The following is a 15,852-nucleotide window of genomic DNA, read 5'->3' as shown; positions in this document are numbered from 1 at the left end:
GGCTGATCCCATGACGGGACAGCCCATGACCGGACAGCACAGCGAAGCCGAGCGCATCCTCATCGTCGACGACGAGCCCGCCGTCCGCGAGGCCCTGCGCCGCAGCCTCGCCTTCGAGGGGTACGAGACGCGGGACGCCGTCGACGGCCTCGACGCGCTCGCCGCGATGGAGTCGTACGCCCCCGATCTCGTCGTCCTCGACGTCCAGATGCCCCGCATGGACGGGCTCACGGCGGCCCGCCGGATCCGGGCCGCCGGCTCCACCGTGCCCATCCTCATGCTCACCGCCCGCGACACCGTCGGCGACCGGGTCACCGGCCTCGACGCCGGCGCGGACGACTACCTGGTGAAGCCCTTCGAGCTCGACGAGCTGTTCGCCCGCATCCGGGCCCTGCTCCGCCGCAGCTCCTACGCCTCCGCGTCCGCCGCCGCGCCCGCCGAGGACGACGTCCTGTCCTTCGAGGACCTGCGGATGAACCTCGCCACGCGCGAGGTGACCCGGGGCGGGCGGACCGTGGAGCTGACCCGGACCGAGTTCACGCTCCTGGAGATGTTCCTCGCGCACCCGCGCCAGGTCCTGACCCGGGAGCAGATCCTGAAGGCCGTGTGGGGCTTCGACTTCGAGCCCAGTTCCAACTCGCTGGACGTGTACGTGATGTATCTGCGGCGCAAGACCGAGGCCGGCGGCGAGCCGCGCCTCGTCCACACCGTCCGGGGCGTGGGCTACGCGCTGCGCGGAGGAGGCGGGGAGTGACGGGCCGCCTGAGGAACTGGTTCCGTTCGCGGCCGCTGCGCTCACGGCTCGCGCTGCTCAGCGCGGCCGCCGTGGCCTTCGCGGTGGCGGCCGTGTCGCTGGCCTGCTGGTTCGTGACGCGGGCGCAGCTGGAGGCGGAGCTGGACTCCTCGCTGAGCAGCACGCGCCTGAACGAGAACAGCGTGCAGCAGATGCTCACGATGTGCCGCCAGGGCACGCCGCTGCCGCCGGTGGGGGGCTCGTACACGGTGCAGGTGGTCCTCGGCGACGGCAGCGTGTGCACCTCGGGAGCGGCGGCGATCCCGGTCGCCGCCGCCGACCTCGCGGTGGCGCGGAAGCAGGTGGACGACGCCCTGCACACGGTGAAGGACGACGCCGGGCGCGAGATGCGGGTCTACACGTACCAGCAGGACACTCCGCTCCAGATCGCGGTCTCCCTCGCCCGCCCCCTCTCCGAGATCGACAACTCGATGTCCACGCTCCGCTGGGTGCTGCTCCTGGTCTCCGGGATCGGCGTCGTCGGCGCGGGCGCGGCCGGCCTGTGGGTCGCGCGGACCGGTCTGGAGCCGGTGAACCGGCTGACCGACGCGGTCGAGCACGTCGCCGCGACCGAGGACCTGACCGTCCGCATCCCGGTGGAGGGCGAGGACGAGATCGCCCGCCTGTCCCGCTCCTTCAACGCGATGACGGCGGCGCTCGCCAGCTCCCGGGACCGGCAGGCGCAGCTCATCGCGGACGCGGGCCACGAACTCCGCACGCCCCTCACCTCCCTGCGGACCAACGTCGAACTGCTCGCGCGCAGCGAGGAGACCGGCCGGGCGATCCCGCCGGACGACCGGCGGGCCCTGATGGCCTCGGTGAAGGCGCAGATGACGGAGCTGGCCGCGCTGATCGGCGACCTCCAGGAGCTGTCCCGCCCGGACGCGGTGCAGCCGGGGCCCCTCCTCGAAGTGGTGCCGCTGCACACGATCCTGCGGAACGCCCTGGACCGGGCGCGGCTGCGCGGCCCGGAGCTGACGTTCGTCACGGACCTGGCGCCCTGGTACGTACGGGCGGAGACGCCGGCGCTCGAACGGGCCCTGGTGAACGTCCTGGACAACGCGGTGAAGTTCTCGCCGCCCCGGGGCACGGTCGAGGTGACCCTGATGCGGGGCGAGCTGACCGTCCGCGACCAGGGCCCCGGCATCGCCCCGGAGGAGCTCCCGCACGTCTTCGACCGCTTCTGGCGCTCCCCGTCGGCCCGCAGCCTGCCGGGCTCGGGCCTGGGCCTGTCGATCGTGGCGCGCACGGTGCAGCAGGCGGGCGGCACGGTGTCCCTCGCCCCGGCGGAGGGCGGCGGCACGGTGGCGACGCTCCGACTGCCGGGGGCACCGACGCCACCGCCGGAGCTGTGAAAACCGGTTCGACGACGGGCGGCCCAGGGTCCAGGGTGACTCCATGAACGACGACCGCGGCCTGAACCCCGACGGAACGATCGCGCGCGAGGGCGCCCTGGACCGCGTCGCCGCGGAGTTCGCGCCGGTCGTCGAGGCGGCGCGCGGACGCATCTCCCGGGCGTTCGGCCCGGACCGGCTGCACAGCGCGTACCTGTACGGCAGCGTGCCCCGGGGCACGGCGGTCGCCGGCGTCTCCGACCTGGACGTGCAGCTGGCCCTGCACGGGGAGCCCACGGAGGCGGACCGCGCCGCCGCCCGGGAGCTGGAGGCGGCGCTCGACCGGGAGCTGCCGCAGATCGACGGCGCCGGAATCCTGCTGAGCAGCACGCGCGTGCTCCTCAGCGAGCTGGAACGCCACGACCTGGGCTTCTTCGTCGCCTGCCTCTGCACCCCGCTCCTGGGCCCGGACCTGGCCGACGACCTGCCCCCGTACCGCCCGACGTCACTCCTCGCGCGCGAGACGAACGGCGACCTGGCCCTGCTGCTGCCCGGCTGGCGGACGCAGCCCGCCGGACGCGCCCTGGGCCGCAGGGTCGGCCGCCGTCTCGTCCGTACGGGCTTCACCCTGGTCATGCCCCGGTGGGGCGGCTGGACCAGCGATCTGGACCGGTCGGCGGAGGTCTTCGGCACGTACTACCCGGAGCGGGCGGAGCAGATGCGCCTGGCGGCGGAGGCGGGCAGGTCGCCGTCCCCGGATCCGGCGGTCCTGCGGCTGCTGATCGAGGACCTGGCCCCGTGGCTGGCCGCCGAGTACACGTCGGTGCACGGGACGAAGGCCCCGCGCTAGTTGTGCCGGAGGAGCGCCTCCACCAGCCCCGCCCGGGTGTTGGGGAAGTCCATGGGCACGATCCCGAGCCCGGCCTTCCCGGCGAGTTCGGCGCTGTCCAGGAAGCCGTGCACCCATGGGTTGAGCCGGTCGGAGTTCCAGCGGGGCGGGAGATACGCGGAGGTGCTGACGAAGTTCACGTAGAGCCGGCCGGGCTGGGTGACGGCGGCGCGGAAGTGAGCCTGGATCTTCGGGTACTTGGCGTCGGGGAGGGCGTTCCAGTCGTCCTGGACGGAGAAGACGGCGGGGTCGGCCCATCGGAGTCCTGGCAGCCCGCCGTTGTCGGCGAGGAGCACGACCCGTCCGCGCGCCTCGCCGAGCAGCGGCAGCGCGTCCCCGATCCGGAACAGCGAACGCCAGCCCCGCCGGTCGAGGTAGTCGTCGAAGACGGCGCGGAAGGTGGCGTCGGACTCCTCGGAGTACTCCTGCTTGACCCGCATGAGGACGGTCTCGGAGGGGTGCGCGGCGAGGAAGTCCCGGCAGGCGACGAGGACGTCCCCGAACATCATGTTCTGGTACGAGGCCCCGTGGTGGATGGCGAAGGACCCCCCGGTCACCCGGCAGCGCACGTCCAGGAACCGGACACCGCTGTCCAGCTGCTGGGCGATGGTGGTGTTCTGGCACTCCGACCAGGCCCCGCCGAACCGGGCCCCGGAGTCGTGCGTCCCGGGAATGGTGAGCCGCCGCAGGTCGGTGCCGTCCCCGTGCGCCGCCATCCACGCGCGCACGTCCACGGCCGATGCGGCGGGGGCGCCCACGAGCAGGGCTGCTCCGGCGGCCGCGGCCCCCACGAGGAATCGTCGTCGGTCCATGGATCCGGACTATGGCAGGAGCACGTCAAGTTCACCAGATGGCGTACGGAAAAGGGGCGGCGCACCGTCGAAACGGTCCGCCGCCCCCCTCTGAGCCCTACGGGGTCACTTGGTGACGGTGAATCCGCACCAGGGCGTCCAGTCCGAGGCCTGGTTGCCGCCGATCGTGCGCAGCCGGAACTGGTAGCCACCCGGCTTCAGTTCGCCCGCGCCGAGGGCGAGGTTGAAGACCATGCCGTTCGGCCAGATCTTCTCGGTCTTGGTGAGGAGCGCGGACTCGCCCGGCCTGGCGACCTCGAAGGTGGCCTTCAGGGCGTGGTAGCTCCTGTTCTTGCCCGCGTCCTTGCCGAACGCGACCGGCGAGGCGGCGAGCGCGCCGCCGTTCGCGCCGGAGATCACCGGGGTCGGGCCGCCCTCGCAGAACTGCGCCTGCTCGTACGGTCCGGCGAAGACCCGGAGGGTTCCCGGCACGGTGGGCTCGACCTGTGATCCCGTCGCGTTCGTCGCGCTGACGACCGCGACGGTGGCGAGCGCGGCGGCCACACCGGCGGTCGCACCGATGCGTCGGAGATGTTTTCTGTTCACGGGAGGACCATCCTTTCCGGGACTAGCGCGGGACGTAGTAGAGGTGCGTGCGGCCGTCGTAGCCGTTCGCGCATCCGTAGGAGTTCCAGATGAGCTGGTTGTAGACGTTGTCCGCCCCGTAGTCGTCGCAGTAGTACCAGGAGGCGTGGGCGCCGTCGTACAGGTTCCCGACGGTCGTGGCACCCATGGGCTTGATCAGCCACGCCTTGCCCACCGTGGTGACGCGGGGGCTGCTGTACACGGGCGTCTTGTCGCTGTAGCTCGTCGGGTTGTACAGGTTGTTGACGACCTGGCCGGCGACCTTCCGGCCGGTCGCGACGCCGAGGTCGCCGTCCCACTGGTAGTGCACACCGAGGTAGACCCGGCTCCGGGCGTTCTCGGTGGCCGCCGCGCTGAAGTTGGGGAAGGTGCGGGTGACCCCGACCGCGTGCGGATCCTCGGTGGTGCCGGTGAAGGAGATGTCGTCCGTGCCGAAGAACAGCTTCATCGACTCGGCCCAGGCCCCGGCGAAGGTCGCGTGCCCGGAGACGTACGCGGGGAAGGGCGGGCTGAAGTGGTTCCCGGCCGCGTCGGCCGAGAGCGGCTGCCAGGAACTGTTCTGCACGGTGTCCGGGTTGCCGTCCGTGTCGGCCAGCTTGACGGCGCTCTCGGGCCGCCACAGATCGATGGGGGTCTGGTACTTCTGGTCCCAGGCGGAGATCCCCGCGTCCGCCATCGCGCCCGCGACCAGCGCGAAGAGCTGGACGTTGGCGATCTCGTCGAGTCCGCGCTGCGTGGAGACGGTCCGGGTGTGGGTGAAGAGCTGGCCCGGCGGCTTGTAGGTGCCGTTCAGGTCGTTGGCCCAGAACCAGGCGATCTGGGTCTGCTCGGGGGTCCGCGTCGTGCTGTTGGCCGCGCCGAGCTCGGCGACCTCCTTGAACTGGGCCGTGTAGGCCGGGCTCTTCAGCAGCTCGGGCATCGTCGCGATCCCGGCGGGCGGCTGCGGACGCAGGTCGGCCGCGGTGGTCTTGATGTGCGTCCACGGGTAGTCGCCGTAGTCGACGAACTTCTTGACCTTGCCCCAGTTCGGGTCCGCCGCAGGACCGGAGCCCGTCGGCCGCCACTGGCCGGGTTCGGTGCCCGGGGTGTACGGCGTGGTGTCCTGGGATCCGTCGTTGGTACGGCGGGCGATCATCGCCGCGGCGGCCTTCTCGCCGACGCTCTTGCCCTCCGTGGTGGTGGCGTCGACCGGCTCGCCCGTGCGCGCCGCCGTCAGGTAGGGCGCGAAGTCGAGGGCGGGGAAGGTGGACTTGAGGACGTTGTAGGCGGCGTGGTCCAGGGCCGCGTCGACGTTGGGAGCGACGCCGGCCTTCACGCTGATGCCGGGGGTGTAGAGCGCCCCGATGCAGTTCTCCGGCTTGAATCCGCCGCTGCTGTAGCAGCGGCTCGCGTTCGCGGCGTCGTACATGGCCAGGTGCATCATGGCCCCGGCCCGCGCGAGGGGGCCCGGGGAGCCGCCCGTGGCGACGTAGGCGTCGAGCAGCGCGTTGTTCCAGTAAAGGGCCCGGTCGCCCACGGTCGAGCTCGCGTGTGCGGGCGTCGATACGCCCGCGGATGCCAGTAACAGCGCCAGGACGACGGTGAGGGAGCGTCTGACGGGATGTTTCACGGTCTTGCCCTCCGAAGATCAGAGAAATTGATCGTGCACAGACAAGATCACCACAGTGAAGGGGCCCGGGGACAGAGTGCCCCGGGCCCCTTCGCGCGGTCGGTTACTTGGTGATGACGGTGATGCGGTTCGCCGCCGGGACCTGCAGCGGGTTGGCCGCCGAGGAGTGGGACGACAGGTAGGCGTTGAAGACGTCGAGGTCCGAGGCGCCGACCAGCTTGTTGGTGCCGGTGGCCAGGGCCGCGAAGCCGTCGCCGCCGCCCGCGAGGAACTCGTTCATCGCGACGCGGTAGGTCTTCGCCGGGTCGATCGCCTCGCCGTTCAGCTTGATCGTGCCGTCGACGACGCGGTCCGCGCCCGTCTTGGTCATGTCGAGCGTGTAGGTCAGGCCCTTCGAGACCTGGAGGATCTTCACCGAGTTCAGGTTCGAGCCGCTGACCTGCTGCTTCAGCGCGGTGATGAGGTTCGCGCCGGTCAGGTCGACCACGTTCATCATGTTGGTGAAGGGCTGCACGTTGAAGGTCTCGCCGTACGTCACCACGCCGTCGCCCTCGGCGCCGGACGCCTTGTAGACGAGGTCGGTGCGGATGCCGCCCGGGTTCATCAGGGCCAGCTGCGCGCCGCCCTTGTCCGCCGGGGCCAGGCCCTCCTGCTGCGCGTCGGCGATGACGTCGCCGAGCGGCTTCTCGTACGCCGTGGAGCCGCGACCGTTGATGTCGGCGGCGATGTAGCCCTGCGGCCGGTTGGAGATCGGGGCGGCGAGCGGGCGCCAGGCCTCGATCAGCTTCGTCATGTCCGCGTCCTTCGGCACGTCACGGGTGACGACGTGGTTGGCGGAGGCGACGGCCGTGCGCACGATGTCCTTGGTGGCGCGGTCGTACGTCAGCGTCGTGTCCGTGTACACCTTGCCGAACGAGGACGCCGAGGTGACCAGGCGCGGCTTGCCCGTCGGGTCCGGGATGGAGCACACGTACGCCTGGTGCGTGTGGCCGGTGACCAGCGCGTCGACCTGCGGCGAGACGTTCTTCGCGATGTCGACGATCGCGCCGGAGACGCCCTCGCCGTCACCGTCGCCGTCACCGTCGCAGTTGTAGTTGACCGACGTCGAGGCCGGCATGCCGCCCTCGTGGACCAGGGCGACGATGGACTTGACGCCCTTGCGCTCCAGGATCTTCGTGTACTTGTTGATCGTCTCGACCTCGTCGCCGAACTTGAGGCCCTTGACGCCCGCGGCGGTGACGACGTTCGGAGTGCCCTCCAGGGTCACGCCGATGAAGCCGATCTTGACGCCGTCCTTCTCCCAGACGTAGTACGGGTCGAGGATCGGCCTGCCGGTCTTCTCGTCCGTCACGTTCGCCGCGAGGTACGGGAACTCGGCGCCGCCGAAGGGCTCGAAGCCCTGGTCCGCGCCGTAGCAGCCGTCGACCGGGTGACAGCCGCCGTTCTGCATCCGGGCCAGCTCGCGCGCGCCCTCGTCGAACTCGTGGTTGCCGACGGCGGTGACGTCCAGGTCCAGCTCGTTCATCGCCTCGACGGTCGGCTCGTCGTGGAAGAGCGCGGACAGCAGCGGCGAGGCGCCGATCAGGTCGCCGGCCGCGGCCGTGATGGAGTAACGGTTCCCCTCACGCGCCTGGCGCAGGTGCGTGGCCAGGTACTCGACGCCACCGGCGTCGATCTTCTCGGTGGTGCCGTCCGCCTTGTTCCGGATGACCTGCCCGGACGTACCGGCCGGCGGCTCCAGGTTGCCGTGGAGGTCGTTGAAGGAGAGCAGCTGGACGTCGACCATCCGGCCCCAGCCCTTGCCGTTCGTCCCCTGCCCGACGGCGTACTCGTCCCCGGCCGCACCGGCCGACGGCATCGCGGCGAAGAGCGCCCCCACCGTCGCAAGTCCGGCCCCGGCGGCGAGAAATCGCCGCCCCGTCTTGTTCTTCCTTGGCGTCGCTGCCATCTCTCCCCTAGTCCCCTTGCCCCGATTCGCGGCCTTGATCTACTCCCCCGTTGCGCGTGCAGCCTAGAGTCAACGCGCGTAGCGCAACAGGGGGGAGTGGGTTACAAGACAGTTGCCGATGGCTGACGGGGTGTCGCCGTAGGCTCGTAGCCATGACTTCCGACGCGGCACCGGCCCTCGAACCGGGACGGCAGATCCACACGTATGACGAGCTCACGCCCGAGCAGATCCAGGACGTACTGGACCTCCTCGAGGCCGCCGACCACGCCGACGGCATGCACGCCGTGTCCGAGCAGGGGCGGCTCTACCTGCGCCACGGCCGGCGCGAGGGCGTGCGCCACTTCCTCCTCACCGTCGGCTCCCGCCTGTACGGCTACGCCCAGCTGGAGGAGACCGACCCGATCGAGGCCCCGGCCGCCGAGCTGGTCGTCCACCCCTCCCACCGGGGCCGCGGCCACGGCCGGGCGCTCGGCACCGCCCTGCTCGCCGCCTCCGGCAAGCGGCTGCGCGTCTGGGCGCACGGCGGCAAGTCGGCGGCCCGGCACCTCGCCCAGGTCCTCGGCCTGACGCTCTTCCGCGAGCTGCGCCAGCTGCGCCGCCCCCTGGTGCCGCTGGACATCCCGGAGCCGGTGCTGCCCGAGGGCGTCACCGTCCGCACCTTCACGCCCGGGCAGGACGACGCGGCCTGGCTCGCCGTCAACGCCGCCGCCTTCGCACACCACCCGGAGCAGGGCTCGCTCACGCAGCGGGACCTGGACGACCGGATGGCCGAGCCGTGGTTCGACCCGAAGGGCTTCTTCCTCGCGGAGAAGGACGGGCGGGTGATCGGCTTCCACTGGACGAAGACGCACGCCGAGGAGCAGCTCGGCGAGGTGTACGTGGTCGGCATCCTGCCGGAGGCCCAGGGCGGCGGCCTCGGCAAGGCGCTGACCGCGATCGGCCTGCGGCACCTGGCGGCGCAGGGGCTGCCGACGGCGATGCTGTACGTGGACGCGGACAACACGGCGGCGGTGCGGGTCTACGAGGGGATGGGCTTCACGACGCACGAGGTGGACCTGATGTACCGCACGGAGTCGTAACACCCGTTGCCCAGGGGGCGGTTGACACCGCCCCCTTCTTTCCACCACCCTTTCACTACTTGATTAGTGAAAGGGTGGTGGAAGGGATCGTGGTCGAGTACCGCATCGACCGGCGCAGCGGCGTCGCCACCTACCTCCAGATCGTCCAGCAGACGAAACAGGCCCTCCGGATGGGCCTCCTGGAACCCGGCGACCGACTGCCCACCGCACGCGAGGTCGTCGAAGCGACGGCCATCAATCCCAACACGGTCCTCAAGGCCTACCGCGAGCTCGAACGCGAAGGCCTCGTCGAGGCCCGCCGCGGCCTCGGCACCTTCGTCCGCGCCACCCTCGGCACCGGCCCCGCCGACTCGCCGCTGCGCGGCGAACTCACCGACTGGGCCCGCCGGGCACGCGCCGCAGGGCTTGAGCGGGAGGACGTGGCCGCGCTCTTCGCATCCGTACTGAAGGAACACTTCGAGGGGGACGACGACCGATGACGAAGGACACCGCCCTGGAGGCAGACCTCCTGGGCAAGCGATACGGGGGAAGGGGGCGCGACTGGGCCCTGCGGGAGTGCCACTTCTCCCTCCCCACCGGCCGGATCTGCGCCCTCGTCGGCCCCAACGGCGCCGGCAAGTCCACCCTCCTGGCCCTCGCCGCCGGCCTGCTCCGCCCCACCGAGGGCACGATCACGGCCCCGGCCCGCGAGCGCCTCGCCTACGTCGCCCAGGACAAGCCGCTCCACCCCCGGCTCAGCGTCGCCGACACCCTGCGCATGGGCCGCGAGCTCAACCCGGGCCGCTGGGACGACACCGTCGCCCGGCGGATCGTCGACGGCGGCGGCTTCTCCTCCGACACCCTCGTACGCCACCTCTCCGGCGGCCAGCGCACCCGCGTCGCCCTCGCGCTCGCCCTCGGCAAGCGGCCCGAACTGCTGCTCCTGGACGAGCCGATGGCGGACCTCGACCCGCTCGCCCGCCACCAGCTGATGGGCCTGCTCATGGCCGACGCCGCCGAACACGGCACCACCGTCGTCATGTCCTCGCACATCCTCACCGAGCTGGAGGGCGCCTGCGACCACCTGCTCCTGCTCCACGGCGGCAAGGTCCGCCTCGCCGGCCCCGTCGACGAACTCCTGGCCGCCCACACCCTGCTCACCGGCCCGATCGCCGACCTCGCCCCGCACACGGTCGTCGAGTCCCGCACGACGGGCCGTCAGCTCACCGCCCTGGTACGCCACGAGGGCCGCGTCGAAGGCCCCTGGGAGACCACGGAACCCTCCCTGGAGGACCTCCTCCTCGCCCACCTCCGCACCACCGAAACCACCACCGAAGCAGCCATCGAAACCGCCACCGAAGGAGCCCCGGCATGAGCACCCTCGCCCTGAAGGGCCCCTACTGGGTGACGGTCCGCCAGTACCGGCGGACGCTGTGGCTGGCGGGCACGGCGGTGGTCGTGTCCCTGGCGGTGATCGGCGGCCTGCGGATCTGGGACGCGCAGGCCCCCGACCGGTACTACGTGGACGGCGGGCGGTACGCCGCCGACGACAACCGCGGCTACGAGATGCTGCGGCTGGCCGTCGAGTACGGCGGCGCGTACCTGCTGTTCCTGCCGCTGCTCGTCGGCGTCTTCGTCGCCGGCCCGCTCGTCGCCCGCGAATTCGAGTCGGGGACGTACAAGCTCTCCCTCACCCAGTCGGTGAGCCCGGCGGCCTGGCTCCGCACCAAGCTCCTCTCGACGACCGCCGCCGCCTTCCTCACCCTGATCGCCCTCATGGGCGTCTACCGGATCGGCTGGGGCCGCGTCGCCGGCAGCTGGAACCTCGACTGGGCCGAGCGCGGCCCGTACGAGGCGACCGGCGTCGTCCTCTTCGCGTACGTCCTCGCCGCCGTCGCCGTCGGCGCCCTCGCCGGCCTGCTGATCCGCCGCACCCTGGTGGCCATGGCGGCCACGGGCCTGGTCATGGGCGTGGTCTTCCTCGTCCTGGGCGCGTACCGCTGGTCCTTCCTGCCGGTGAAGACGCTCACCGGCCCGGCCGGCCCCACGCTCTGGACGCCGGACCACGGCCTGATGATGGACACGGGGCTGCTCACGTCCTCCGGGGCGCGCTTCGACCAGCAGGTCTGCTGGGACGAGGTGAACAGGACCCCCGGCCTGGACGGCATGGACGACGGGGGAATGAAGCTGTTCGACCGCTGCCTCACCCGGCACGGCGCCACCAGCCAGTACGTCGACTACCACCCCCAGTCCCACTTCTGGCCCACCCAGCTCATCGAGTCCGGCATCCTCCTCGCCCTCGCCGCCCTCGCGGCCCTCGCCGCCTTCCGCGTCCTGCGCGCCCGGCACCCGTAACCCTCGGTAAAAAGAGAGGGGGCGGGGCCCCGACAAGGGCCCCGCCCCCGATTCCCATACGACATGTCGTCGTTACCGGCCATTCAGAAGCGCTTGCGACGCTCACGCAATGAAGCGCTCCGTGTCCGCTCTCCCCAAAGGGAGACTTCCCTCCCCCACGGCCCGCTCCGACGCGCCTGACCACCCCTTCGCGCGGAAGAATGGGGCCATGAAGCAGCAGCCCGCCGAGGTCCCGGTCCAGTCCTCCGCCACGCCGTCCGCCCCGTCGAACGGAAAGTCGTCCGGAAAGCCCTCCGGCACGCCGTCCACCGCGTCGCCCGTCGGTCCCATAGCCGCGCACCGCGCGCACGTGGTCAACGGAGCCGTCGTGACCGACATCGACGCCGACCTGGACACGGATCCCGATACCTACGAGGACGACGGCGCGCTCGGCGACGAGCTGCCGCAGGGTCGTTTCCTCGACCGGGAGCGCAGCTGGCTCGCTTTCAACGAGCGCGTCCTCGAACTCGCCGAGGACCCGACGACCCCCCTCCTCGAACGGGCGAACTTCCTCGCGATCTTCGCCTCGAACCTCGACGAGTTCTTCATGGTCCGCGTGGCCGGCCTCAAGCGCCGCATCGCCACCGGCGTCGCCACCCGCTCCGCCTCCGGCCTCCAGCCCCGCGAGGTCCTCGACCTGATCTGGACGCGTTCGCGCGAGCTCATGGCCCGGCACGCCGCCTGCTACCAGCAGGACGTGGCCCCGGCCCTCGCCGACGAGGGCATCCACCTGATCCGCTGGCCCGAGCTCACCGAGAAGGAGCAGGCCCGGCTCTTCACCCTGTTCCGGCAGCAGATCTTCCCGGTGCTCACGCCGCTGGCCGTGGACCCGGCGCACCCCTTCCCGTACATCTCGGGTCTCTCCCTCAACCTCGCCGTGGTCGTGCGCAACCCGGTCAGCGGCCACCGCCACTTCGCGCGCGTCAAGGTGCCGCCGCTGCTCTCCCGCTTCCTGGAGGCCTCCCCGCAGCGGTACGTCCCCCTGGAGGACGTCATCGCGGCGCACCTGGAGGAGCTGTTCCCCGGCATGGAGGTGCTCGCGCACCACATGTTCCGGGTGACCAGGAACGAGGACCTGGAGGTCGAGGAGGACGACGCCGAGAACCTGCTCCAGGCCCTGGAGAAGGAGCTCATGCGCCGCCGCTTCGGGCCGCCGGTGCGCCTGGAGGTCGAGGAGTCCATCGACCCGTACGTCCTCGACCTGCTGGTCCGCGAGCTGAAGATCTCCGACGCCGAGGTGTACCCGCTGCCCGGCCCGCTCGACCTCACCGGGCTCTTCGGGATCGCCGGGCAGGACCGGCCCGAGCTGAAGTACCCGAAGTTCGTCGCCGGCACCCACCGGGACCTCGCCGAGGTCGAGTCCGCGTCGGCACCGGACATCTTCGCCGCGCTGCGCGAGCGCGACGTCCTCCTGCACCACCCGTACGACTCCTTCTCCACCTCCGTCCAGGCCTTCCTGGAGCAGGCGGCGGCCGACCCGGACGTCCTCGCGATCAAGCAGACGCTGTACCGGACCTCCGGCGACTCCCCGATAGTGGACGCCCTCATCGACGCCGCCGAGTCCGGCAAGCAGGTCCTCGTCCTCGTCGAGATCAAGGCCCGCTTCGACGAGCAGGCCAACATCAAGTGGGCGCGGAAGCTGGAGGAGGCCGGCTGCCACGTCGTGTACGGCCTGGTGGGCCTCAAGACCCACTGCAAGCTCTCCCTGGTGGTACGCCAGGAGGGCGAGGTCCTGCGCCGCTACTCGCACGTCGGCACCGGCAACTACCACCCGAAGACCGCCCGGCTCTACGAGGACCTGGGCCTGCTCACCGCCGACCCGCAGGTCGGCGCGGACCTGTCCGACCTGTTCAACCGGCTCTCCGGCTACTCCCGCCGCGAGACGTACCGCCGCCTCCTCACCGCCCCGAAGTCGCTGCGCGACGGCCTGGTCTCCCGGATCACCAAGGAGATCGCGCACCACAAGGCGGGCCGGCCCGCGTACGTCCGCATCAAGGTCAACTCGATGGTCGACGAGGCCGTCATCGACGCCTGCTACCAGGCCTCGCGGGCCGGCGTCCCGGTCGACATCTGGGTCCGCGGCATCTGCGCCGTACGCCCCGGGGTCACCGGCCTCTCGGAGAACATCCGGGTCCGCTCGATCCTCGGCCGCTTCCTGGAGCACTCCCGGGTCTTCGCCTTCGGCAACGGCGGCGAACCCGAGGTCTGGCTCGGCAGCGCCGACATGATGCACCGCAACCTGGACCGCCGGATCGAGGCCCTCGTACGGGTCTCCGACCCGGCACACCGGGCGGCACTCACCCGGCTCCTGGAGACCGGGATGTCCGACACCACCTCCTCCTGGCACCTCGGCCCCGACGGGAACTGGACGCGGCACGCGACCGACCCCGAGGGCCGGCCCCTGCGGCACGTCCAGGAGATGCTCATCGACGCGCGGAGGCGCCGGCGTGCACAACCCTGACCACTCGCAGGACGTCACGGCGGGCGAGGTCCTGGCCCCCTACCTGCACGCCCGGGCCGCGGACTTCCTCCGCGGCCTGCGCCTGCACGGCGAGAGCGGCTCCGACACGGCCGGAGCGGAGGAGGCCGCCCGTACGCTGCGGGGCGCGGCCCGCAGGATCGGCGGCACCCTCCACACCTTCCGGCCGCTGCTCGACACGGCCTGGGCGGACCAACTGCGCACGGAGCTGGCCTGGCTCTCCGGGACCCTGGCCCTGGAGCAGGCCTGCACGTCGCGACTCGTCCGCCTGGTGGACGCGCTGTCCCGCCTGTCGAACGGCGGGGGCCCGGTCCCGGCGGCCCGGAACGCGGAGGGCGGCCCCGGGATCACGGTCGGCGCCGCCCGCGCCGGCGCCCTCCTCGAACGCCAACTGACCCTGGCCCGTACGCGCGCCCACTCGGCCTCCCTCCAAGCGCTCGGCTCCGCCCGCTTCCACGCGGTCGCCGACGCCGTCGCCCTCCTGGCCTCGGAAGTCCCGCTCGGCCCTGCGGGCGCGGCCCCGGCCATCGAGGTCATCGACGCCCCCGCCGAGCTCGCCGAGCGGCGCCTCCTCGACGCGGTGGCCGCGCTCCCCCTCACCCGGGCGGCCCACCCGTACAACGCGGACGCCCTCGCGCTCGCGGCCGGCGAGGCCCAGGACGCGCCCTGGCACCAGACGCGGCTCCTGCTGCGCCTGCACCGGTACGCGACGGAGGCCCTGCACACGGGCGGCGAGCCGGATCCGGTCCTGTACGAGGCGGCACGGGCCCTCGACGCGCACCGCGACGCGGCGGAGGCCGCGGCGGCGGCGGCCGCGGCGGCCCGCACCCCCCGCATCGCCCCGGCGACGGCCTACGCCCTCGGCGTCCTCCACGCCGACCAGCGCCACGAGGTGGAGGCGGCACGCTTCGCCTTCCAGAGGGCCTGGCACAGGACAACGGCCCCGGTCGTCTCATGACCACCCCGATCCTGGCGGCAGGCTGCGTCCTGTGGCGCCCGGCGGTTTCCGGCCAAGGCATCGAGATCGCCCTGGTCCACCGGCCCAAGTGGGACGACTGGTCGCACCCCAAGGGCAAGCGGAAGCGCGGCGAGACGGCGGAGGAGTGCGCCGTGCGGGAAGTCCTGGAGGAGACGGGCCGCCGCTGCGAACTCGGCCCCCGCCTGCCCACGGCGCACTACTGGGTGGACGGGCGCCCCAAGCAGGTCGAGTACTGGTCGGCCCGGGCCCTGGACGGCGGCTTCGTCCCGACGAAGGAGATCGACGCCCTGATCTGGCTGCCCCCGTCGGCGGCCCGCCACCGCCTCACCCAACCCAGAGACCGCACCCTCCTGGACGCAGCAATAACAACACCCCACCACTGACGCCCCCCCCCGCACGGGCCCGCACCCGGCTGGGCGTCGCCCACCGCCGTGCGGGGCCCGCCCCCGGGCCTTCGCCCCGCCCCGTGCGGGCCCACGCCGTGCCGGGCGGTGCCCTCCGCCGCCCCCCGTGTGGCCCCGCGCCCGGGCGGGCGGTGCCCCGCTGCCGTGTGGGCAATCGTCCCGCAGGGCGGGACGGGTGGGCACACGGGACGGTGCCCTCAGCCGGGCCTAGGCGTTCCGCGCCTGAACCCGCACCGACCGCGCGGCGCACCCCGTGGTGCGGGTTCAGGCGCGGAAGCCTCGGGCGCCGGCAGGGCGCGGGTCCGTTGTGCCCACCCGTTCCGCCCCAGCGGAACGACTGCCCACAACGGGGGCGGCGGGGCACCGCCCACAACGGCGGGCACAGGCCCACAACGGACGGGGCGCCGCCCGCATCGGCAGAGGCCCAAGATCCCGCCGCCCGCCGCCCAAGGCGCCCGCACCCGCCCTTCCGGCACGGTTCACTTCCCGTTCACCCTCCCCCGTCGACCGCTTCACCTGTTCTGCCTAA

14 protein-coding genes are annotated in these 15,852 nt (G+C 72.1%); 10 read left to right on the top strand and 4 right to left on the bottom strand.

The window, feature by feature from the left end; translation table 11 throughout:
- Positions 1–25: 25 nt before the first annotated feature.
- Genes SVTN_RS20455 through SVTN_RS20445 form a run of 3 tightly spaced genes read left to right on the top strand, consistent with a single transcriptional unit; the run spans position 26 to position 2,977 of the window.
- Entirely contained in the window at positions 26–754 is a 729-nt protein-coding gene (locus SVTN_RS20455; RefSeq protein ID WP_041130398.1) for a response regulator transcription factor, read from the top strand.
- Positions 751–2,148: a sensor histidine kinase gene (locus tag SVTN_RS20450; protein WP_041130397.1), complete on the top strand. Its 1,398-nt coding sequence runs from the start codon at positions 751–753 to the stop codon at positions 2,146–2,148. Before SVTN_RS20455 ends, SVTN_RS20450 begins: the two co-directional genes overlap by 4 nt.
- A 43-nt stretch (positions 2,149–2,191) precedes the next feature.
- Positions 2,192–2,977, top strand: a complete 786-nt coding sequence (locus tag SVTN_RS20445) for a hypothetical protein (RefSeq protein ID WP_041130396.1) — start codon at positions 2,192–2,194, stop codon at positions 2,975–2,977.
- Here the strand turns inward: SVTN_RS20445 and SVTN_RS20440 are convergent.
- The 4 genes from SVTN_RS20440 to SVTN_RS20425 form a co-directional block, all read right to left on the bottom strand.
- Positions 2,974–3,828 (bottom strand): phosphatidylinositol-specific phospholipase C, encoded by an 855-nt coding sequence (locus tag SVTN_RS20440; protein WP_041130395.1) that lies wholly within the window; start codon positions 3,826–3,828, stop codon positions 2,974–2,976. The two genes, SVTN_RS20445 and SVTN_RS20440, sit on opposite strands and share 4 nt — an antisense overlap.
- A gap of 105 nt (positions 3,829–3,933) precedes the next feature.
- A complete protein-coding gene (locus SVTN_RS20435; protein WP_159026481.1) occupies positions 3,934–4,413 on the bottom strand; it encodes a hypothetical protein in 480 nt (159 codons plus the stop codon).
- Positions 4,414–4,435: 22 nt separating this feature from the next.
- Complete coding sequence (locus SVTN_RS41470; RefSeq protein ID WP_218922682.1) at positions 4,436–6,061, bottom strand: vanadium-dependent haloperoxidase; 1,626 nt, start codon at positions 6,059–6,061, stop codon at positions 4,436–4,438.
- Positions 6,062–6,164: 103 nt separating this feature from the next.
- Entirely contained in the window at positions 6,165–8,009 is a 1,845-nt protein-coding gene (locus tag SVTN_RS20425) for a bifunctional metallophosphatase/5'-nucleotidase (protein ID WP_041130393.1), read from the bottom strand.
- 152 nt (positions 8,010–8,161) lie between these two features.
- On the opposite strand from SVTN_RS20425, the gene mshD reads away from it, so the two are divergent.
- The 7 genes from mshD (at position 8,162) to SVTN_RS20390 (ending at position 15,302) form a co-directional block, all read left to right on the top strand.
- Complete coding sequence (mshD, locus tag SVTN_RS20420) at positions 8,162–9,088, top strand: mycothiol synthase (protein WP_041130392.1); 927 nt, start codon at positions 8,162–8,164, stop codon at positions 9,086–9,088.
- 89 nt (positions 9,089–9,177) lie between these two features.
- A complete protein-coding gene (locus SVTN_RS20415; protein ID WP_041130391.1) occupies positions 9,178–9,567 on the top strand; it encodes a GntR family transcriptional regulator in 390 nt (129 codons plus the stop codon).
- On the top strand, positions 9,564–10,442 hold the full coding sequence (locus tag SVTN_RS20410; RefSeq protein ID WP_052499223.1) for an ABC transporter ATP-binding protein: 879 nt from the start codon (positions 9,564–9,566) through the stop codon (positions 10,440–10,442). The genes SVTN_RS20415 and SVTN_RS20410 overlap by 4 nt, the downstream gene beginning before the upstream one ends.
- Complete coding sequence (locus tag SVTN_RS20405; RefSeq protein WP_041130390.1) at positions 10,439–11,422, top strand: ABC transporter permease; 984 nt, start codon at positions 10,439–10,441, stop codon at positions 11,420–11,422. Before SVTN_RS20410 ends, SVTN_RS20405 begins: the two co-directional genes overlap by 4 nt.
- 208 nt (positions 11,423–11,630) lie before the next feature.
- Positions 11,631–13,922 (top strand): RNA degradosome polyphosphate kinase, encoded by a 2,292-nt coding sequence (locus SVTN_RS20400; RefSeq protein WP_041130389.1) that lies wholly within the window; start codon positions 11,631–11,633, stop codon positions 13,920–13,922.
- Positions 13,909–14,898, top strand: coding sequence for a CHAD domain-containing protein (locus SVTN_RS20395; RefSeq protein ID WP_041130388.1), 990 nt, complete (start codon positions 13,909–13,911; stop codon positions 14,896–14,898). Before SVTN_RS20400 ends, SVTN_RS20395 begins: the two co-directional genes overlap by 14 nt.
- On the top strand, positions 14,895–15,302 hold the full coding sequence (locus tag SVTN_RS20390) for an NUDIX hydrolase (RefSeq protein WP_041130387.1): 408 nt from the start codon (positions 14,895–14,897) through the stop codon (positions 15,300–15,302). The genes SVTN_RS20395 and SVTN_RS20390 overlap by 4 nt, the downstream gene beginning before the upstream one ends.
- Positions 15,303–15,852: the final 550 nt, after the last annotated feature.

It is taken from the genome of Streptomyces vietnamensis (genome assembly GCF_000830005.1).
Classification (GTDB): Bacteria; Actinomycetota; Actinomycetes; order Streptomycetales; family Streptomycetaceae; genus Streptomyces; species Streptomyces vietnamensis.
Note: the sequence above shows the minus strand (reverse complement) of the source record. Positions and strands in the feature narration are given on the sequence as shown.

Coding starts and splice junctions, on each gene's coding strand:
- SVTN_RS20455 (WP_041130398.1), top strand. CDS start 26: ATGACCGGACAGCACAGCGAAGCCGAGCGCATCCTCATCGTCGACGAC.
- SVTN_RS20445 (WP_041130396.1), top strand. CDS start 2,192: ATGAACGACGACCGCGGCCTGAACCCCGACGGAACGATCGCGCGCGAG.
- SVTN_RS20400 (WP_041130389.1), top strand. CDS start 11,631: ATGAAGCAGCAGCCCGCCGAGGTCCCGGTCCAGTCCTCCGCCACGCCG.
- SVTN_RS20425 (WP_041130393.1), bottom strand. CDS start 8,009: ATGGCAGCGACGCCAAGGAAGAACAAGACGGGGCGGCGATTTCTCGCC.
- SVTN_RS20390 (WP_041130387.1), top strand. CDS start 14,895: ATGACCACCCCGATCCTGGCGGCAGGCTGCGTCCTGTGGCGCCCGGCG.
- mshD (WP_041130392.1), top strand. CDS start 8,162: ATGACTTCCGACGCGGCACCGGCCCTCGAACCGGGACGGCAGATCCAC.
- SVTN_RS20440 (WP_041130395.1), bottom strand. CDS start 3,828: ATGGACCGACGACGATTCCTCGTGGGGGCCGCGGCCGCCGGAGCAGCC.
- SVTN_RS20410 (WP_052499223.1), top strand. CDS start 9,564: ATGACGAAGGACACCGCCCTGGAGGCAGACCTCCTGGGCAAGCGATAC.
- SVTN_RS20405 (WP_041130390.1), top strand. CDS start 10,439: ATGAGCACCCTCGCCCTGAAGGGCCCCTACTGGGTGACGGTCCGCCAG.